The sequence below is a fragment of the Arthrobacter sp. Leaf141 genome (assembly GCF_001424565.1).
Classification (GTDB): domain Bacteria; phylum Actinomycetota; class Actinomycetes; order Actinomycetales; family Micrococcaceae; genus Arthrobacter.
Genome location: NZ_LMOL01000015.1, coordinates 18,644 through 35,680, shown reverse-complemented (window position 1 = coordinate 35,680; position 17,037 = coordinate 18,644). Strand labels below are relative to the sequence as shown.

Annotated in this window: 17 protein-coding genes; 11 read left to right on the top strand and 6 right to left on the bottom strand. The window is 68.2% G+C overall.

What is annotated here, in order from left to right:
- Positions 1-42: 42 nt before the first annotated feature.
- Entirely contained in the window at positions 43-1,512 is a 1,470-nt protein-coding gene (locus tag ASF72_RS11310) for a lipase maturation factor family protein (RefSeq protein WP_056599060.1), read from the bottom strand.
- A 58-nt stretch (positions 1,513-1,570) separates the two neighbouring features.
- Here ASF72_RS11310 and dxr point away from each other — a divergent pair, with 58 nt between their 5' ends.
- From dxr to ASF72_RS11270, 8 genes are all read left to right on the top strand, one after another.
- A complete protein-coding gene (dxr, locus tag ASF72_RS11305) occupies positions 1,571-2,755 on the top strand; it encodes a 1-deoxy-D-xylulose-5-phosphate reductoisomerase (RefSeq protein WP_056598946.1) in 1,185 nt (394 codons plus the stop codon).
- Between the two features lie 18 nt (positions 2,756-2,773).
- Entirely contained in the window at positions 2,774-4,105 is a 1,332-nt protein-coding gene (locus ASF72_RS11300; protein WP_050687589.1) for a M50 family metallopeptidase, read from the top strand.
- A 78-nt stretch (positions 4,106-4,183) separates the two neighbouring features.
- Entirely contained in the window at positions 4,184-4,885 is a 702-nt protein-coding gene (locus tag ASF72_RS11295; RefSeq protein WP_056598941.1) for a MarR family transcriptional regulator, read from the top strand.
- Entirely contained in the window at positions 4,885-5,412 is a 528-nt protein-coding gene (locus ASF72_RS11290; protein WP_056598940.1) for a hypothetical protein, read from the top strand. Before ASF72_RS11295 ends, ASF72_RS11290 begins: the two co-directional genes overlap by 1 nt.
- Before the next feature lie 59 nt (positions 5,413-5,471).
- The gene (locus ASF72_RS11285; RefSeq protein WP_050687595.1) at positions 5,472-5,765 is read left to right on the top strand and encodes a YciI family protein; all 294 of its coding nucleotides are present in this window, start codon (positions 5,472-5,474) and stop codon (positions 5,763-5,765) included.
- A gap of 34 nt (positions 5,766-5,799) precedes the next feature.
- Positions 5,800-6,966 carry a flavodoxin-dependent (E)-4-hydroxy-3-methylbut-2-enyl-diphosphate synthase gene (ispG, locus tag ASF72_RS11280; protein WP_028272164.1) on the top strand — a complete coding sequence of 389 codons (1,167 nt, stop codon included), beginning with the start codon at positions 5,800-5,802 and terminating at the stop codon, positions 6,964-6,966.
- Positions 6,929-7,819: a GNAT family N-acetyltransferase gene (locus tag ASF72_RS11275; protein ID WP_050687597.1), complete on the top strand. Its 891-nt coding sequence runs from the start codon at positions 6,929-6,931 to the stop codon at positions 7,817-7,819. The genes ispG and ASF72_RS11275 overlap by 38 nt, the downstream gene beginning before the upstream one ends.
- A 37-nt stretch (positions 7,820-7,856) precedes the next feature.
- Positions 7,857-8,621, top strand: coding sequence for a hypothetical protein (locus ASF72_RS11270; protein WP_235504710.1), 765 nt, complete (start codon positions 7,857-7,859; stop codon positions 8,619-8,621).
- An 11-nt stretch (positions 8,622-8,632) separates the two neighbouring features.
- On the opposite strand, the gene ASF72_RS11265 is transcribed toward ASF72_RS11270, so the two are convergent.
- The 3 genes from ASF72_RS11265 to ASF72_RS11255 are packed head-to-tail and all read right to left on the bottom strand — an operon-like array spanning position 8,633 to position 10,820.
- A complete protein-coding gene (locus tag ASF72_RS11265) occupies positions 8,633-9,286 on the bottom strand; it encodes a TetR/AcrR family transcriptional regulator (protein WP_050687599.1) in 654 nt (217 codons plus the stop codon).
- Positions 9,283-10,026 carry an ABC transporter permease gene (locus ASF72_RS11260; protein ID WP_050687601.1) on the bottom strand — a complete coding sequence of 248 codons (744 nt, stop codon included), beginning with the start codon at positions 10,024-10,026 and terminating at the stop codon, positions 9,283-9,285. The genes ASF72_RS11265 and ASF72_RS11260 overlap by 4 nt, the downstream gene beginning before the upstream one ends.
- 11 nt (positions 10,027-10,037) lie before the next feature.
- Positions 10,038-10,820, bottom strand: a complete 783-nt coding sequence (locus tag ASF72_RS11255; RefSeq protein WP_056598937.1) for an ABC transporter ATP-binding protein — start codon at positions 10,818-10,820, stop codon at positions 10,038-10,040.
- Positions 10,821-11,222: 402 nt separating this feature from the next.
- On the opposite strand from ASF72_RS11255, the gene ASF72_RS11250 reads away from it, so the two are divergent.
- Genes ASF72_RS11250 through ASF72_RS11240 form a run of 3 tightly spaced genes read left to right on the top strand, consistent with a single transcriptional unit; the run spans position 11,223 to position 15,267 of the window.
- The gene (locus tag ASF72_RS11250) at positions 11,223-13,034 is read left to right on the top strand and encodes a proline--tRNA ligase (protein WP_050687605.1); all 1,812 of its coding nucleotides are present in this window, start codon (positions 11,223-11,225) and stop codon (positions 13,032-13,034) included.
- A gap of 12 nt (positions 13,035-13,046) precedes the next feature.
- Positions 13,047-13,835 carry a sulfite exporter TauE/SafE family protein gene (locus tag ASF72_RS11245; protein ID WP_056598933.1) on the top strand — a complete coding sequence of 263 codons (789 nt, stop codon included), beginning with the start codon at positions 13,047-13,049 and terminating at the stop codon, positions 13,833-13,835.
- 40 nt (positions 13,836-13,875) lie between these two features.
- Positions 13,876-15,267: a pyridoxal phosphate-dependent decarboxylase family protein gene (locus tag ASF72_RS11240; protein ID WP_056598928.1), complete on the top strand. Its 1,392-nt coding sequence runs from the start codon at positions 13,876-13,878 to the stop codon at positions 15,265-15,267.
- 22 nt (positions 15,268-15,289) lie between these two features.
- Here the strand turns inward: ASF72_RS11240 and ASF72_RS11235 are convergent, their stop codons facing one another.
- Entirely contained in the window at positions 15,290-16,327 is a 1,038-nt protein-coding gene (locus ASF72_RS11235) for an aminoglycoside phosphotransferase family protein (RefSeq protein WP_056598925.1), read from the bottom strand.
- A 188-nt stretch (positions 16,328-16,515) separates the two neighbouring features.
- Positions 16,516-17,037, bottom strand: a 522-nt coding sequence (locus tag ASF72_RS11230; RefSeq protein ID WP_235504709.1) for a DUF4439 domain-containing protein, incomplete at its 5' end; no start/stop codon positions are given.

Sequence of the window (17,037 nt, the reverse complement as noted above, 5' to 3'; positions counted from 1 at the left end):
AACGCCGACCTGCCTGCCTTCACCGGCTGACCCGGCCTGCCTTCACCGGCCGGCCCGCCGCAGGGACGTGGGCGGCACCGATTCATGCAGGAACGTGCGGACCCACCGCGCGCCGGTGGCCCGGTACTCCTCCCGGCTGGCGAAACGGTAGTGGTAGCTGTGCACCCGCACCCATTGTGGCGGGACGCCGTCGAACGGGTCGTGGCGGAGGAGCCGCAGGGTGGCCCGGTCCGCCTCCAGCAGCCGGGTAAGGAACGCGTAAAACCAGTCCTCGTGCACCGTCCGCAACGGCAGGAACCACATCAGCCAGTCCAGCCGCAGGTGGTACGGCGCCCACTGCCGGGGAATCCGGTTGACGTCCCCGGGCTTTCCCTTAAAGGCATACTCGAGCCACTGCGAGCCGGCACCGGGGCTGCTGTCCAGGGTTCCTTCCACAACAATTTCCACGCGCCGGCGGGTAACGGTGCCGAACGCCCCGTACGCGTTGACCAGCTGCCAGCGGTTGAAGCTGGCGTTCATCAGCTGCCGCCGGGAGAGCAGGTTGCGCAGCGGCCGGTAGCTGAGGACCAGCAGCAGCACCGTGGCGGCCAGGGTGATGGCCAGCCACCACAGCGGAGTCGCCGGCGCGGGGCCCACCGGGCCCAGGCCAGGACCCTGCCCGCCCACGGGGACGGCCGGTATCAGGGCGTGCACCACAGGGTCGCTGACCGCCGCGAACGCGAGCACCATGGCCATCCAGTTCAGCCACGCGAAGTTCCCGGTGGCCACCAGCCACAGCTGGGTCAGGACCACAACGGCGGCGGCCGCCGAGGCCAGGGGCTGGGGCGCAAAAAGGAAAAACGGAACCACCAGTTGCGCGAAATGGTTGCCCAGCACCTCGATCCTGTGCAGCTGCTTGGGCAGCAGGTGCGCCTGGCGGCTCAGCGGCCCGGGCATCGGCTGGGTCTCATGGTGGTAGTACAGGGCTGTTAAATCGTGCCATTCGCGCCCGCCCCGGATCTTGATCATGCCGGCCCCGAACTCCAGCCGGAACACCAGCCACGCGAGGAGGAGCAGGATGGTCCGCGGCGGGTCGGTCTGGTCCGAACCGAGGAACGCCACCGTAAAGCCTGCCTCCAGCAGCAGCATCTCCCAGCCAAAGCCGTAAAACGTACGGCCAACATTGACGATCGACATGTAGAGCGCCCACAAGGCAAGGAACGCCAGCAGTGGAACCCAGGGCGGGCCCCACTGGGGGACGCCGGCCACCAGCAGCGCCGAAATCCCCAGGCCCGCGGCGCACACACCCCGCAGCAACCCGTCCGAGTAATGCAGGCTGAACAGTGTTGGCCGCCGCAGCCTGCCGCGGGCCAGGTAGCCGGGGACGGGTAAGAGTCCATGCGTCCCAACCAACGCGGGGAACTGGTTCAGGGAGGACAGGAACGCCACAAAGTACAGGCCCGCCACACCCCGTTGCAGCACCTGCCGGGCGAACCCGTATTCCGGCGCATCAAACCAGCCCAGCCAGTCCACACGGTCCACGCTACGCCGCCCCGTCCGGAGGTCAAGGTTGGTGCGGGATACTTAACCCATGCAGCCACGCAGAATCGTCATCCTCGGATCCACCGGTTCCATCGGCACCCAGGCGATTGACGTCGTCGACGGCGCCCCGCACCTTTTCGAGGTTGTGGCCCTCAGTGCCGGCGGGGCCAACCTGGACCTCCTGGCCAGGCAGGCCGTCCACACCGGCGCCGCCGCCATAGGCATCGCTGCCGGGGATCCCGGCGTCCTGGCCCGGCTGATCGCGGAAGCAGCCGCCGCCGCGGGCCGCCCCGGCTACCGGCCCCGGATCCTCTCCGGCCCGGACGCCGCCGCGGACATCGCAGGCCTGGACGCGGACGTGGTCCTGAACGGCATCACCGGATCAATCGGACTGGCGCCCACGCTGGCAGCGCTGAAGTCCGGCGCAACCCTGGCCCTGGCGAACAAGGAGTCACTGATCGTAGGCGGCGCCCTGGTGAAGGCCGCCGCCCGGCCGGGCCAGATCGTGCCGGTCGACTCCGAACACTCGGCTATCGCGCAGTGCCTGCGCGCGGGGTCCGCCGGGGAAGTGGAAAAACTCATCCTTACGGCCTCGGGCGGGCCGTTCCGGGGCCGCACCCGGGACAGCCTGCACGGTGTCACGCCCAGTGAAGCCCTGGCGCACCCCACCTGGGACATGGGCGTAATGGTCACCACCAACTCGGCCACCCTGGTGAACAAGGGGCTGGAAGTCATCGAGGCGCACCTCCTCTTCGACGTTCCGTTGGACCGGATCGACGTTGTGGTCCATCCGCAGTCGGTGGTGCACTCCATGGTCCAGTTCGTTGACGGCTCGGTGATCGCCCAGGCCTCTCCGCCGGACATGCGTCTGCCCATCGCCCTGGGTCTTGGCTGGCCGGACCGGGTACCCCAGGCGGCGTCGGCCTGCGACTGGACCAAGGCCGCCAGTTGGACTTTCGAACCGCTGGACGTGGCGGCCTTCCCCGCCGTTGACCTCGCCAAGGACGCCGCCAAACAGGGCAGCACGTTCCCCGCGGTCTTCAACGCCGCCAACGAGGAAGCCGTCACGGCTTTCCACGCCGGCCGGATCCGGTTCACTGACATTGTGGACACCGTTGAGGCCGTCCTCAGCGAACATTCAGGTTCCTCCGGGCTGACGGTGGAATCCGTGTTGGATGCTGAAGGCTGGGCACGCGCCCGCGCCCAGGATCGTTTAGCACTTCGCAGTCTCTAAGGAAGCAGCAGCACCGCCATGACCACCGTTCTCCTTTTTATCCTCGGCGTCCTCGTCGTGGCACTCGGCATCGCCGCCTCCATCGCGCTGCACGAGGTGGGCCACCTCCTGCCTGCCAAGCTCTTTAAGGTCCGCGTGACCAAGTACATGATCGGCTTCGGCCCCACCCTGTGGTCCCGGCGGAAGGGCGAGACCGAGTACGGCGTCAAAGCCATCCCGCTGGGCGGCTACGTGTCCATGATCGGGATGTATCCGCCAAACAAGGACGACGGAACGGTCCGGCCCTCCAGCACCGGCATGTTCCAGACCCTGGCCACCGAAGCCCGGTCAATGGCCCATGAGGAAGTTGGTCCGGAGGACGGCAACAGGGTGTTTTACCGGTTGCCGGTCTGGAAAAAAATCACCATCATGCTGGGCGGGCCCGCCATGAACTTCGTGCTGGGCATCCTGTTGACGGCCGTCCTGTTGATGGGATTCGGTTCGCCCACAGCAACCACCACCATCTCCGATGTCTCCAAATGCCAGGTCGCTGCCGGCGAAACCGTGGATCCGGATTCGGCAGACTGCCAGCTGACGCCCGCTGCGGCGGCCGGCCTCCAGCCCAATGACACGGTGACCTCGTTCGACGGCTGGACCGTCACCGGCTGGGACCAGCTCACCGAAAGGATCCGCGCTTCGGCGGGCCGGGAAGTTCCCATCACCGTTGAGCGGAACGGCGCCGAAGTGGCCACCACCGTGACGCCGGTCCTGTCCGCCCGTCCCATCGTGGGCGCTGACGGCCGCCAGGCAACCGACGACGCCGGTACCCTCCGCTATCAGGACGTCGGCTTCCTGGGCATCGGTGCGCAGACCGCCCTGGTGCCCCAGCCGGCGTCGTCCGTCCTGCCCATGGCCGGGGAAAACATCCGGCAGGTGGCAGGGGTCATCCTGAACCTCCCCGCCCGCGTGGTGGGGGTGGCGAAAGCCGCCTTCAGCGAGGAACCACGCGATCCCAACGGGCCCATCTCCGTGGTGGGCGTGGGACGCGTCGCCGGCGAGGTGGCGGCCATGGAGGAGGTTCCGGCGGATGCGAGGATTGCCACCCTGATCGGGCTCCTGGCCGGCCTGAACTTTGCCTTGGGCGTTTTCAACCTGGTGCCGCTGCTGCCGCTCGACGGCGGGCACGTGGCCGGTGCGCTGTACGAAGGTGCGAGGCGCCGGCTGGCCAAGCTGTTCGGCCGGCCGGACCCGGGAGCCTTCGACATCGCCAAGCTGTTGCCCGTGACCTATGTGGTGGCCGTCCTGTTGATGGGGATGAGCGCGCTGTTGATTTACGCGGACATTGTCAAACCCGTCAACCTGTTCGGCTGACAAAGCACCACACGGCTGATTTCAGGTAATCAGTCATAAATGATTGATTCCCAATAGTAAGACGCATATGGTTGTGGCATGTTCGTGATGACCATCGACCAGCGCGGCAGTACCGGTGACCGGGACCGTGTCCCGGACTTCATTGCGGCGTTGGCGCGCCTTGGCCCCACCGGCTTTGAACGGTCCGTGGGCGACGAGGTCCAGGGGGTGGTGCCGGACGCCGCGCACGTGGTGGACATCGCCCTGTTCGCCCTCCGCACCGGGCACTGGTACGTGGGCATCGGCGTGGGAACGGTGGAGCTCGACGCCGGCGCGAGCCCCCGGGAGGGGGCCGGAACAGGATTCGTGGCGGCCCGGAAAGCCGTGGAACAGGCCAAGGCCGCCGGCTCGCAGGTGCCATTGTCAGTGGTCCCCGGGACCATGGGCAGGGAAGCAAGGAACCGGGCGGACAAGGACGGAGGTGCCGGCATGGGAACACGTGAATGCGCCAATGCCGAGGCCGTGCTGCGGCTCCTGGGCAGGATCGTCCAGGAGCGGACCGAGGCCCAGTGGCGGGTGGTGGACGCCCTGCACCGCCACGGACCCGGCCGGCATGGCACCCAGAAGCAGGTTGCGGCGGAACTGGGAATCACCGAGCAATCCGTGAGCCGGACCGTGCTGAGGTCCGGCTGGCAGGAGGAATGGGCGGCCAGGCCGGCCGCGGAAATGCTGTTGGACTTCGCCCGCCTGCGGGTTGGCGGGAATCCTGCCGGAACCGGCGCGTCAGGGGAGGGGATCTGATGGATGCCTTCTGGGTTGTCAGCGCGCTGGCCGTTGCCGGTTTCGCCGGCTGGCCGGTCACGGCGCTGGTCTTCAGGCTGGCCAGGACCATCGACGAAAGGGCGGATGCGGCCAAGGCTGCGGAGGATTCCCGGCGGAAAGCCGAGGACCCTGCCGCTGACGTCACCGTGGACCCGGTGCGGCCGGCGCGCCCTGCCCCGGACCGGGGGTCCCAGAACGTGGACGGTGAACTGACCGCCCCGCGGGACCAGCCGGCGTCGTCCGCTCCCGGCCCGCAGGGGAGCGGCCAGCGCATCCTGCGCGGCGGGGCGATCATTGGTGTGCTGGAGCGGCTCGGCGTGTGCCTGGCGATCCTCACCAGCCAGCCGGTGGCCATCGCCTACATCGTGGCCATCAAGGGCCTGGGCCGGTTCGCCGAGCTGAAGGAAACTCCTGTCGCGGCGGAGCGGTTCATCATCGGAACCCTGACGTCGATGCTCTGGGCCGCCGGAACCGGCGCCGTGGTCAAGGTCCTCTTCCTCTCCTGAACGGCCCACAAGCCTGGCGGGCGGATGGGTGCGGGCCGGAGTGGAGATAGGGTATCGGTATGACAGTTTTTGCCGTTGAGTACGTGTACACCGCCAACTCCACCGAAGACCGGAACCAGGCCCGGCCGGCCCACCGGGAATGGACCGCTGGCCTCGCGGACGACGGCGCCATCCTGGCCAGTGGCCCCTACGGTGACGGCGCAGGCGCGCTGCTCATCTTCAAGGCAGCCGATGAGGCAGCGCTGAATTCGATCCTCAAGCAGGATCCCTTCGCCGCCGCCGGCGTGATTGCCGGCACCCGGATCACCGAATGGTCACCCGTGACCGGCCAGCTGGCCGGACACAGCGCGTAGCCCCTCTCCACCCCTCAAACTCAAGGAGCCTCTCGTGACCTCGGTCAGCCTGGGAATGCCGTCAGCACCGCCGCCCGTCCTTGCCCCCCGCCGCAAGACGCGCCAGATCAAGGTCGGCTCTGTCGGGGTGGGTTCGGACTCGCCCATCAGCGTGCAGTCGATGACCACCACCCCCACCACCGACATCAACGCCACGCTGCAGCAGATTGCTGAACTGACGGCGTCCGGCTGCGACATTGTGCGCGTGGCCTGCCCGTCCGCGGACGATGCCGAGGCGCTGCCCATCATCGCGCGGAAGTCGCAGATCCCGGTCATCGCGGACATCCACTTCCAGCCCAAGTACGTGTTCGCCGCCATCGAGGCCGGTTGCGCGGCAGTGCGCGTGAACCCGGGCAACATCCGCAAGTTCGATGACCAGGTCAAGGAAATCGCCCGCGCCGCGAAGGACCACGGCACCTCCATCCGCATCGGTGTCAACGCCGGCTCGCTGGAACCGGGAATCCTGAAGAAGTACGGCAAAGCCACTCCCGAAGCCCTGGTGGAATCCGCGGTCTGGGAAGCCTCGCTGTTCGAGGAACACGGATTCCACGACTTCAAGATTTCCGTGAAGCACAATGATCCCGTGATCATGGTGGCCGCCTACGAGATGCTGGCCGAGCAGGGTGACTGGCCGCTGCACCTCGGCGTCACCGAGGCGGGCCCCGCCTTCCAGGGCACCATCAAGTCAGCCACCGCGTTCGGCGCCCTGCTCTCGCGCGGCATCGGCGACACCATCCGGGTTTCCCTCTCGGCCCCGCCGGTGGAGGAAATCAAGGTGGGAAACCAGATCCTGCAATCGTTGAACCTGCGCCCCCGCAAGCTCGAGATTGTCTCCTGCCCCTCCTGCGGGCGCGCGCAGGTGGATGTCTACACGCTCGCCGAGCAGGTCACCGCCGGCCTGGAGGGCATGGAGATCCCGCTGCGGGTGGCCGTCATGGGCTGCGTTGTCAACGGTCCCGGCGAGGCCCGCGAGGCGGATCTTGGTGTGGCCTCAGGCAACGGCAAGGGCCAGATCTTTGTGAAGGGCGAAGTCATCAAGACTGTGCCCGAAAGCGAAATTGTTGAGACACTGATCGAAGAGGCCATGCGTATCGCGGAAGAGATGGGGGAGGCCGATGGCGAAGATGCTGTCAAGGGTAGCCCCGTGGTTAGCGTCTCGTAAGGACGCCCCGGACCCGCCGGGTATTTCGGTCCGGACGCTGGACAGCCAGGACACGGCTGCCCTTCGCCGCCTCGCGGAGCAGGACCCCGTCACCAACGTGTTTATCCTGGCGCACCTGAAAACGACGGGGACGGCCGCGCCCACCACCGGCGGCGCCGGGATCATTGGAGTCCTCGACGACGGCATCCTGGTGGGTGCCTGCTGGGCCGGGGCCAACCTGGTCCCGGTCCAGCTGGATCCTGCCCTGGCCGGCCCAGTGGCTGAGGTGGCCAGCACCTCAGGGCGCCGCTACGCCTCGGCCTTCGGGCCGGCGCCGGCCGTGCTGGCCCTCCACGCCGAACTGGTCCAGCGCGGCCACCGCGCCCACGAGGTCCGGGACGAGCAACCTCTGATGACCATTGCCGGTCCGCCGCAGGTGGAACCCAATCCGGGCCTGCAGCGGGGCAACCTGGCCGACTTTGACCGGATCCTGCCCGCATGCGCCGCCATGTTTGAAGAGGAAGTAGGCTACTCGCCGTTCCTTGGCGGCAGGGAGTTCTACAGCCGCCGGGTGGAGGGCCTCATCCGGCAGGGACACTCGCTGGCGCACCTCAACTACGCCGGGGACGTGGTGTTCAAGGCCGAACTCGGCGCTGTCACCCAGGACGCCACCCAGGTGCAGGGCGTCTGGATGAACCCGGACTACCGCGGCCGCGGCCTGAGTGCCGGCTATATGGCCGCCGTGGTGGAACACGCACGTGCCTTCGCGCCTGTAACCAGCCTGTACGTCAACGGGTTCAACGCCCGTGCCCGGTCAACCTATGAACGTGTCGGCTTCCGGCAGGTGGGAACTTTCGCTACAGTGCTTTTCTAGTGGGCCATCGGGTCCTGCTTTAAATCCATTGGGGGAAATGATGAAGTTCACGGCACCGCTGACACTCGGGGCGACAGCCCTGCTCGCACTTGTTGTATCCGGATGTTCAAGCCCTGCAGCTGCTCCGGCAGACGGCGCTTCGGCGTCCGGCGGCCCGGCTTCAGGCGGCTCATCCGCAGCGGCCGCCAGCGAACCGGCCAAGACCGAAGAGGCCAAGGAATACACGGCGGCTGACCTGGCTGGCATCCTCGAACAGCTTGAGGACACGGCCGGCAACAAACTTCAGATCCTGCCCGTCACTGACGTCGAAACCACCCTGGCCCAGACCAAGGAACTGATTTCCTCCATCGAGGTGGAGCCGGCAGAGTGCAAGCAGCTGGCCGCCGGCGGGACGGTGCCGGACGCCGAAGGCCTCGCCTTGGCCGCAGGCCAGAGCACCGACGCGGCCACCGGCGGCGTGGTTGCGCTGTCCCTGGTTTCCGGCCAGGACCAGGCCTTCCTGGAGAAGGCCATGTCCCAGGGCGCCGACCTGAAGAACTGTGCTGAAATGACCATGACGGTGCAGGGAACCGCGGTCGCGGTGAAAATCGAGGTCCTCGACGGCGTTGGCACCTCGCCGGACACGGTGGCCTACCGCACGGACACCACGGTTCCGGGTGGCACCGTGCAGTCCGTGGTGACCGCGATGGTGGCCAAGAACGGTGTCCTGGTGTCGTCTGTGGCCACCGGCGGAGCCACCGAAGCTGATGCCGCGGAACGGGCCGGCGCGCTGCTCGACTCCGCCGCCGCGCTGATCAAGTAACGCCGGCGCCATCACTTAGGGCCGGCGCCATCCGGTAAGCCGGCCGCGGGACCCAGGTCACCGGTCAGGTACCGCTGGACGTTCGGGGCTATCAGGCGGACCACCTCCGCCGGTGCCGCGGACGCCAGCGGTTCCAGCCGGATAACGTAGCGCACCATCATCAGGCCAACCATCTGCGTTGCCACCAGGTCCCCGCGGAGTGCCACTTCCGCGGGTGTCCCGGGCAGGCCGGTCACCACACGGCGGATGATCCTGCGGCTGACCAGGTCGCGCAGCAGCGCGGTCCTTGCCGTGGATCCCAGGGTCCCGCGGATGAACGCCACCAGGCTCGGCTGGGCAGGGCTTTCCCATAGCCGCAGCACTGCCTGGACAATCAGCTCCGCACGGTGCTCCGGGTCGGAGCCGGACACCCCGGCCAGTACCAGTTCGGGATCGGCCGGCAATTCGACGCTGAGCGTAAAAAGTTCTTCCTTGCTCTCGAAGAAATGATGGACCATGGCGGGATCAACCCCGGCCAGCCTGGCCACCTGACGCAGGCTGGTCCCCTCGAACCCGTGTTCTGCGAACAACCGCCGGGCGGCATCGAGGATGTGGGCGCGGGAAGCCCCGGCGCCGCCACGGCGGCCGCGCCGGGTGCCGCCGGTACCGCCGGCGGATGGACTCACGCGCTGCGCCGGCGCAGCGTCATCGCGGCCAGCACCAGGACGCCCAGCACGATGGCCGCCATAATGCCCGCATCCTGCCAGAGCCGTTCCGTCGCTGCCTCATTTCCGGCGATCTCCTGCAGCGCGTCCACGGAAAACGTCAGCGGCAGCACATTGGAGATTGCCTCCAACACCTCGTTCATCCGGTCCCTGGCCACAAAAAGCCCGCACAGCAGGATCTGTGGAACCACCACCACCGGCATGAACTGCACCGCTTGGAACTCGGTCCGGGCAAACGCCGAACACAACAGCCCCAGCGCCACCCCCAGGACGGCGTTGAGCACGGCGATCAGCACCACATAGCCGGGGGAGCCCTTGATCGCCAGGCCAAAGATCCAATACGCCACGGCCGTGGCCACCAGCGACTGCAGGGCAGCCATGATGGAGAACGCCAGGCCGTAGCCGAACAGCAGGTCCGCCTTGTGCACCGGCGTGGTGAGCAGCCGCTCCAGCGTCCCGGTGGTCCGTTCCCGGAGCATCGTAATGGAGGTGACCAGGAACATCACCACAAACGGGAAGATCACCAGCATCATCAGGCCAACCCTGTCGAAGGTCCGTGGCTGGCCGGGCAGGAGCGTCTCGTTTTCATACAGGAAGTAGACGGCGGTCAGCAGCAGCGCGGGAACCACCAGGATCAGGCCCACGCTGCGGTGGTCGTGGCGCAGTTGCTCCAGGACCCGCCGGGCGGTGGCCATCAGCATTGCAGCATCCATCACAGCACCTTCCCGTCCAGGGCGTCGACCCTCTGCTCCGATTCGCGGATGATGGCCAGGAATGCTTTCTCCAGGTCCTGGCTGCGGCCACGCAGGCTCAATTCGGCCGGCGTCAGCTGGGCCAGCAGTTCCCCTTCGCGCAGCAGCAGCAGTGTCCCGCAGTGGCTGGCCTCCTCCATCACGTGGCTTGATACCAGCAAGGTGGTGCCGGAATCGGCCATGGCCCGGAAGCGTTCCCAAAGTTCGGCGCGCAGCACCGGGTCCAGGCCCACCGTGGGTTCGTCCACGACCAGGAGCCGGGGGTGCGCCACCAGCGCGCAGGCCAGCGACACCCGGCTGAGCTGCCCGCCTGAGAGATCGGCCGCCTTGCGCCTGGCCAACTGGTCGAGTCCGACGGCGGCAATCGCCTCCGCGACATCGGCTTTCTTCTTTTTGTGCATGGCGCCGAAATAACGGACGTTCGCCTCAACGCTCAGGTCCGGGTAGATGCTGGCTGACTGGGTCACGTAACCCACCCGGTGCCGCAGGGCTGGGTCACCTGCAGCCAGCCCAAGGACCTGCACCGTTCCGGCGGAGACCACCTGAACGCCAACGATGGCCCGCATGAGGGTGGTTTTGCCGCTACCTGAGGGACCCAGCAGGCCGGTGATGCGGCCCGAGGGGATCTCGAAATCCAGGCCGCGCAGCACGGGGATTTTCCCCCGGATTACCTGCAGGCCTCGGGCCGAGACCGCCACGCCGGCCGTCCCGATGCCGTTTCCGGCTGCTGCCGAATGAGTCATGTCCGCCTCCATGCGGGGGAGCAGGCTGCCAGGTACCACCGCACCTAATTCATCACCTGATGAATTAAAGTTAAGCCCACGAAAGGTCCGGGTCAATGGGTCGGTAGCCAAGAGGAAACTTGTGAATGTGGGCGGCATCACATAGGTTCGACCTAGCTGCGCTGGAGTGGTGTGGGCGGTCTCAGCGGTCCACGCCGGAACAACGGCGGTCACGGCGTTGAGCCACGCCCGGATGCGATGACCAGCCTTTTGGGGGCCAGGGGCTTTGCAGTACCGGGCGTGGCTCTACTGAGGCGGGCAGGTCGCCGCCGGGATAGGGCGCGCTGAACCGGTAGATTGGTTCCCAGACAAAACATGCCCGGCTTTGCTGATCCAGCACCTCCCCAGAAACGGATACCACCCGTGGTCCAAAGAATGTCCCAGCTTTTCCTGCGCACCCTGCGTGAAGATCCCGTCGACGCCGAGGTGGCCAGCCACAAGCTCTTGGTCCGCGCCGGGTACATCCGGCGGGCAGCGCCCGGCATCTACACCTGGCTGCCGCTGGGCCTGAGCGTGCTGCGCAAGGTCGAGGAAATCATCCGGCAGGAAATGTCGGCCATCGGCGCGCAGGAAGTGCATTTCCCCGCGCTGCTGCCCCGCGAGCCCTACGAGGCCACCAACCGCTGGACCGAGTACGGCGAGGGCCTGTTCCGGCTCCAGGACCGCAAGGGTGCGGACTACCTGCTGGCCCCCACGCACGAGGAAATGTTCACGCTGCTGGTCAAGGATCTGTACTCCTCGTACAAGGACCTGCCCCTGAGCCTCTACCAGATCCAGAACAAGTACCGCGATGAAGCCCGTCCCCGGGCAGGGTTGCTGCGCGGCCGCGAGTTCATCATGAAGGATTCGTACTCCTTCGACGTGGACGACGCCGGCCTGGACGCCAGCTACGCTGCCCACCGCGGTGCATACCTGAAGATCTTCGCGCGCCTCGGCCTTGAAGTCCTTCCCGTCTCCGCCACCGCCGGTGCCATGGGCGGATCCCGGAGCGAAGAGTTCCTGTTCCCCACCGAGATCGGCGAAGACACGTTTGTGCGCTCCGCCGGCGGATACGCCGCGAACGTCGAAGCCGTGACCACCGTGGTGCCCGCGGACATCGACTTCAGCGCCGCGCCCGCCGCCGAGGTCCTCGATACGCCGGACACGCCCACCATCGAGACCCTGGTCAACGCCGCCAACCAGCTCGCTCCGCGCAGCGAGGCCGACGGCGGTCCCTGGACTGCCGCGGACACGCTGAAGAACGTGGTCATCGCCGTGACGCTGCCCACCGGCGAGCGGCAGCTTGTGGCCATCGGCCTGCCCGGCGACCGGAACGTTGACCTTAAGCGCGTTGAGGCCAATATCGGCTCGTACCTGCCCATCAGCGGCGAAATCGGCCTGGAAGCCGCCAACGATGTGGACCTCAAGAAGAACCCGCTGATCGTCAAGGGCTACCTTGGCCCCGGCATGAGCCTCGACGCTGCCCTGCTGGGCGCCGAAGGCACTGCCGGGATGCTGTACCTCGTGGATCCCCGGGTTGTCAGTGGCTCCGCCTGGATCACCGGCGCCAACGAAGCCGGCAAGCACGTCTTTGGCCTGGTGGCCGGCCGGGACTTCGGCTGGGACGGCGCCATCGAGTGCACCGACGTCCGCGCCGGCGATCCTGCCCCTGACGGCTCCGGCCCCCTGGAGACCGCCCGCGGCATCGAGATGGGCCACATCTTCCAGCTCGGCCGGAAGTACGCCGAAGCCCTGGAACTGAAGGTCCTGGACCAGAACGGCAAGCAGGTCACCGTCACCATGGGCTCCTACGGCGTGGGTGTCACCCGGGCCGTGGCGGCACTGGCCGAAGCCAACCACGACGACCGGGGCCTCGTGTGGCCCCGCGCGGTGGCACCGGCGGACGTCCACGTGGTCGCCGTCGGCCGCGGTGAGGAAATCTTCGCTACCGCCGGCCAGCTGGCACAGGACCTGGAAGCTGCCGGACTGGACGTCATTTACGATGACCGGCCCAAGGTTTCCCCCGGGGTGAAGTTCGGCGACGCCGAACTCCTGGGTGTGCCCACCATCCTCGCCGTGGGCCGCGGCCTGGCGGACGGCGTGGTGGAGATCAAGGACCGCCGCAGCGGCGACGCGGAAAACGTGGCGGTAGAGAAGGCTGTGGACTACGTCGTCGCAGCCGTCCGCGGCAACTGACCCGGGCCCGCGGTGGGTCTTGAATCCCTGGAGCTGACAACGCTCCTGTTGTTGGTGCTGGCCGGATTCGCGGCCGGCTGGGTGGATGCGGTGGTGGGCGGCGGCGGCCTGATCCAGTTGCCGGCCCTGCTGCTGGTCCCGGGCATCACGCCCGTGCAGGCGCTGGCCACCAACAAGTTGGGTTCCATTTTCGGAACGGCCACCAGCGCCACCACCTATTACCGCCGGGTGCGGCCGGATCTCCGGACGGCCCTGCCCATGGCGGCGATCGCGTTGGCGGGCAGCTTCGGCGGTGCCATCCTGGCGGCCACCCTGCCCGCCGGGGTGTTCAAGCCCATCATCATCACGGCGCTGGTGGCTGTGGCCCTGTTCACGGCGTTGAAGCCGGACATCGGCGGGATCACGGCGCTGCGCCATGACGGGCACAAGCATTATGTGGTGGCGTGCCTGATCGGTGCCGTCATCGGTTTTTATGACGGCCTGATCGGGCCCGGCACGGGGTCCTTCCTGGTGATCGCGTTGGTCTCCGCCATGGGCTACGCATTCCTCGAGGCCAGCGCCAAGGCCAAAATCGTCAACATGGCCACCAATGCCGGTGCCCTGCTGTTTTTTATGCCGCACGGATCCATCCTCTGGGGCCTTGGCCTCCTGCTCGGCGCGGCGAACATGGCCGGCGGGTACCTGGGCGCCAGGACCGCCGTCAGCAAGGGCAGCAAATTTGTCCGGGTGGTGTTCCTGGTGGTGGTGGCTGCCCTCATCATCAAACTCGGCCTGGACGTGTGGCAGGAAAACTTCGCCTGACGCCTGCCTGGCGGCCTGCCGCCGGGCGTAGCATGCTGGTATGTCAAACGGCGACGACGGGTATGCCCCGGCCCTGGACGCGGCAGCCCGCCATGCGGCTGCCTGGCTGCAGAGCCTTCCTGACCGGCCCGTAGGTCCCAGCGCCACCGCCCACGACCTCGCAACAGCTTTCGGCGGACCAATACCTGCCCGGGGGATGCCCGCCGGCGATGTGGTGGACCTCCTGGCCCGGACCGCCGAACCGGGATTGATGGCCATCCCCTCGGGCAGGTTCTTTGGTTGGGTCATGGGCGGCACCCTTCCCGCCGCCCTGGCCTCTGACTGGCTGGTCAGCGCCTGGGACCAGAACGCCGGGCTCCGCTACGCCACGCCCGCCATGGCGGCCATTGAAGAGAGCGCCGGGGCGTGGATCCTGGAACTGCTGGGCCTCCCGGCCGGTGCCGACGTCGGATTCGCCACGGGGGCCACCATGGCCAACTTCACCGGGATGGCCGCCGCAAGGTGGCGGCTCCTGGCCGATGCCGGGTGGGACGTGGACCGCGACGGGCTGACGGGGGCGCCCAAAGTGCGGTGCTTCGTGGGCAGGGAACGGCATGACACCGTGGACCTGGGCCTGCGCTACCTGGGGCTGGGCCGGCCTGACGTGGTGGCTGCCGACGCGCAGGGCCGGTTGGAACCGGCGGCCCTTGAGGCGGCCCTGGCCGCGGGGTCCGGCCCGGCGTTGGTGTGCCTGCAGGCGGGAAACCTGCACTCGGGCGCCTTCGACCCCTTCCCCGAGGCCATCAGCGTGGCCCGCAGGCACGGCGCGTGGGTCCACGTGGACGGGGCCTTTGGCCTGTGGGCGGCGGCAGCGCCGGGGCTCCGGCACCTGACCCGCGGCTACGAGGACGCCGATTCGTGGGGAACCGACGCGCACAAGACCCTCAACGTGCCCTACGACTGCGGGATTGCCATTGTCCGGGACGCCTCGGCGCTCCGCTCAGCCATGGGCCTGCACGCCAGCTACCTGATCCACGACGCCGAAGGCCCCGGCGATCCGTTCGAAAAAGTCCCGGAACTTTCACGCCGCGCCCGCGGTGTACCCGTGTGGGCCGCGCTGAAGAGCCTGGGCAGGGACGGCGTGGCCGCCCAGATCGAGGGGCTCGCGACGGCGGCCGCGGATATCGCGGCAGGGCTGGCCGGCGTGGACGGTGTGGAAGTCCTGAACGACGTCGGCTATACCCAGGTGTGCCTCGCGTTCGGCGACGATGCCACCACAAGGGCCGTGACCGCCCGCATCATCAGCGACGGCAGGGTGTGGATGTCGGGCTCGCGGTGGCGGGACCGGGACATCCTGAGGGTATCGGTGAGCAACTGGCACACCGCTGCGGCGGAAGTGGACATCGCAGTTGAAGCCGTCCGCTCAGCCTTGGACGCGGTGCGGTCCGGCTGACGTTCCAGGGGCGCCCGTCCGCTCAGCTCGCAGCGGCCCCCGGCTCGGGGAGGTCCCGGGCCGGCGGCAGGCCCGGAAGGGTCCGGCCGGCCAAGGTGCTGGCGACCCACAGTGAACGCAAGAGGTCGCCCTGGTGTCCGGCTTTCCCGGCATACCACAGGGCATTGTCCACTTCCCGGGCCACCGCCCACTGCCGGGCGACGTCCGGGTCCAGCCCGGCAGCGAGGCTGAAATCAGCGCAGCGTTGCCGCAGCCCTGCAGCCTGCTGGGCTGCCGGCAGGTCAAAAAGGCGGTTCCAAAGCAGCGGCGCCACCGCAAACTCCGGTTCCCCGATCATGGGCTGCGGGTCGATGGCGGCGTAGCCGGCAGCAGCGGACGGATGACCCGCGGGCGGGCAGGAGCTTCCGGCCAGGACGTTCAGGAAATGCAGGTCCGTGTGTACCAGGACGTCGGTGGCGGTCCGCCGCCCCACTGCACCGCGGGTCTGGCACACCTCCAGTGCAGCTTCGAGGAGCCAGCGCGGGAAGGGCCGGCCCAGTTGCTCCCAGTCGGCCGGCAGGTCATCGCTCCACTGCTCCGCACGGGCCGCGATGTGTTCGAGTTGATGCCACTCCGGCCGGTCGTCCGGCCGGATGCCAAGCCGGGGAACCAGCCCGCCCCAGACCTCCACGGCGTGGTCCATGGGCGCGGTGTACAGCGACCGGCCGGCCTCGAGCCGGTCCAGCAGCATGGCGCAGGTGCCGGCGTCCGCTTCGAGGAGTGCCACGGCGCCGTTGCCGTCCCACAGCTTCAGCGCGAGCCGTTCCACCTTGGCCTCATCATGCGGGAAGGCGATCTTCAGGGCCGCCCGGGATCCGTCTGCGCGGAGCACCGGGATCACAATGCCGCCGTGCCCATTCCATGGCAGGGTGCCCGGGGCAAGGTCCGGGGTCAGCTGCCAGTGGTCCAGCCGGCCGTCAATGAGGTCCGGCAAGGATGCCAGCCAGGCCCGGCCCGCGCTGCTCCGGCCATAGCGGGCAGCGAGGTCCGGCGGGATGGGTATTGCCACGGGCGGGGTCATGGCTTCCAGCCTAGGCGCGCAGCGGCGCGGTGCGGCGAAAGGGCGCGGTTCCTGGGTCCCGGTGACCTGTCCCGGGCTGCTTGGCCGGGGCTTCTTGGACCCGGCTTGTTGGTCCCGGTGACCTGTCCCGGGCTACTTGGCCGGGATTTCTTGGACCCGGCTTGTTGGTCCCGGTGACCTGTCCCGGGCTACTTGTCCCCGGGCGGGCTTTCGACGGGACCGGCGGGCAGCATGGATTCGTCCAGCACCAGACCCGGCACCGGGCCGGGGTCGGCGCCCCAGTCCACGGTACGGCGGGCGGCGGCCTCCAACCCGGCAAGGGCCCAGGCCCGGTCCGGGGAGTCGGCCAGCGACACCACGTCGCCGTAGGCCGGCAGGATGTCCGCTTCAAGCCGGCCAAGTGCGTCGGCGGGCGCGGCCAGGAACGCCGCGTCCAAGTTGTACCCGGGGTCCGGTGTTGCCGGGCGGCCGCAGTCCGCAAGGCTACGGGCCCGGGCGCCGGCAGCCTGTTCGCGGTGCAGGGCCAGGAACTCCGAGGCCGGCCCCACCGCACCAGGGGGAAGCCGGGTCAATGCCGCCTGGTAGCCGTAGACGGCCTGCTCTTCAAGCCTGGCCATGCGGGCCAGCGCCGCGCCTGCGTCCGGGACGCCGGATGTCATGGCGGGGCAGGGGAGATCCTGCGCAGTGGGGGAGTCCGGCGTAGGGGAGGG

Excerpts from the sequence above, each read along its gene's own strand:
- ASF72_RS11255 (WP_056598937.1), bottom strand. The coding sequence starts at position 10,820 with ATGACTCATTCGGCAGCAGCCGGAAACGGCATCGGGACGGCCGGCGTG.
- ASF72_RS11240 (WP_056598928.1), top strand. The coding sequence starts at position 13,876 with ATGTCAAACGGCGACGACGGGTATGCCCCGGCCCTGGACGCGGCAGCC.
- ASF72_RS11290 (WP_056598940.1), top strand. The coding sequence starts at position 4,885 with ATGGATGCCTTCTGGGTTGTCAGCGCGCTGGCCGTTGCCGGTTTCGCC.
- dxr (WP_056598946.1), top strand. The coding sequence starts at position 1,571 with ATGCAGCCACGCAGAATCGTCATCCTCGGATCCACCGGTTCCATCGGC.
- ASF72_RS11285 (WP_050687595.1), top strand. The coding sequence starts at position 5,472 with ATGACAGTTTTTGCCGTTGAGTACGTGTACACCGCCAACTCCACCGAA.
- ASF72_RS11270 (WP_235504710.1), top strand. The coding sequence starts at position 7,857 with ATGATGAAGTTCACGGCACCGCTGACACTCGGGGCGACAGCCCTGCTC.
- ASF72_RS11260 (WP_050687601.1), bottom strand. The coding sequence starts at position 10,026 with ATGCTGATGGCCACCGCCCGGCGGGTCCTGGAGCAACTGCGCCACGAC.
- ASF72_RS11275 (WP_050687597.1), top strand. The coding sequence starts at position 6,929 with ATGCTGTCAAGGGTAGCCCCGTGGTTAGCGTCTCGTAAGGACGCCCCG.
- ASF72_RS11295 (WP_056598941.1), top strand. The coding sequence starts at position 4,184 with ATGTTCGTGATGACCATCGACCAGCGCGGCAGTACCGGTGACCGGGAC.
- ASF72_RS11300 (WP_050687589.1), top strand. The coding sequence starts at position 2,774 with ATGACCACCGTTCTCCTTTTTATCCTCGGCGTCCTCGTCGTGGCACTC.
- ASF72_RS11235 (WP_056598925.1), bottom strand. The coding sequence starts at position 16,327 with ATGACCCCGCCCGTGGCAATACCCATCCCGCCGGACCTCGCTGCCCGC.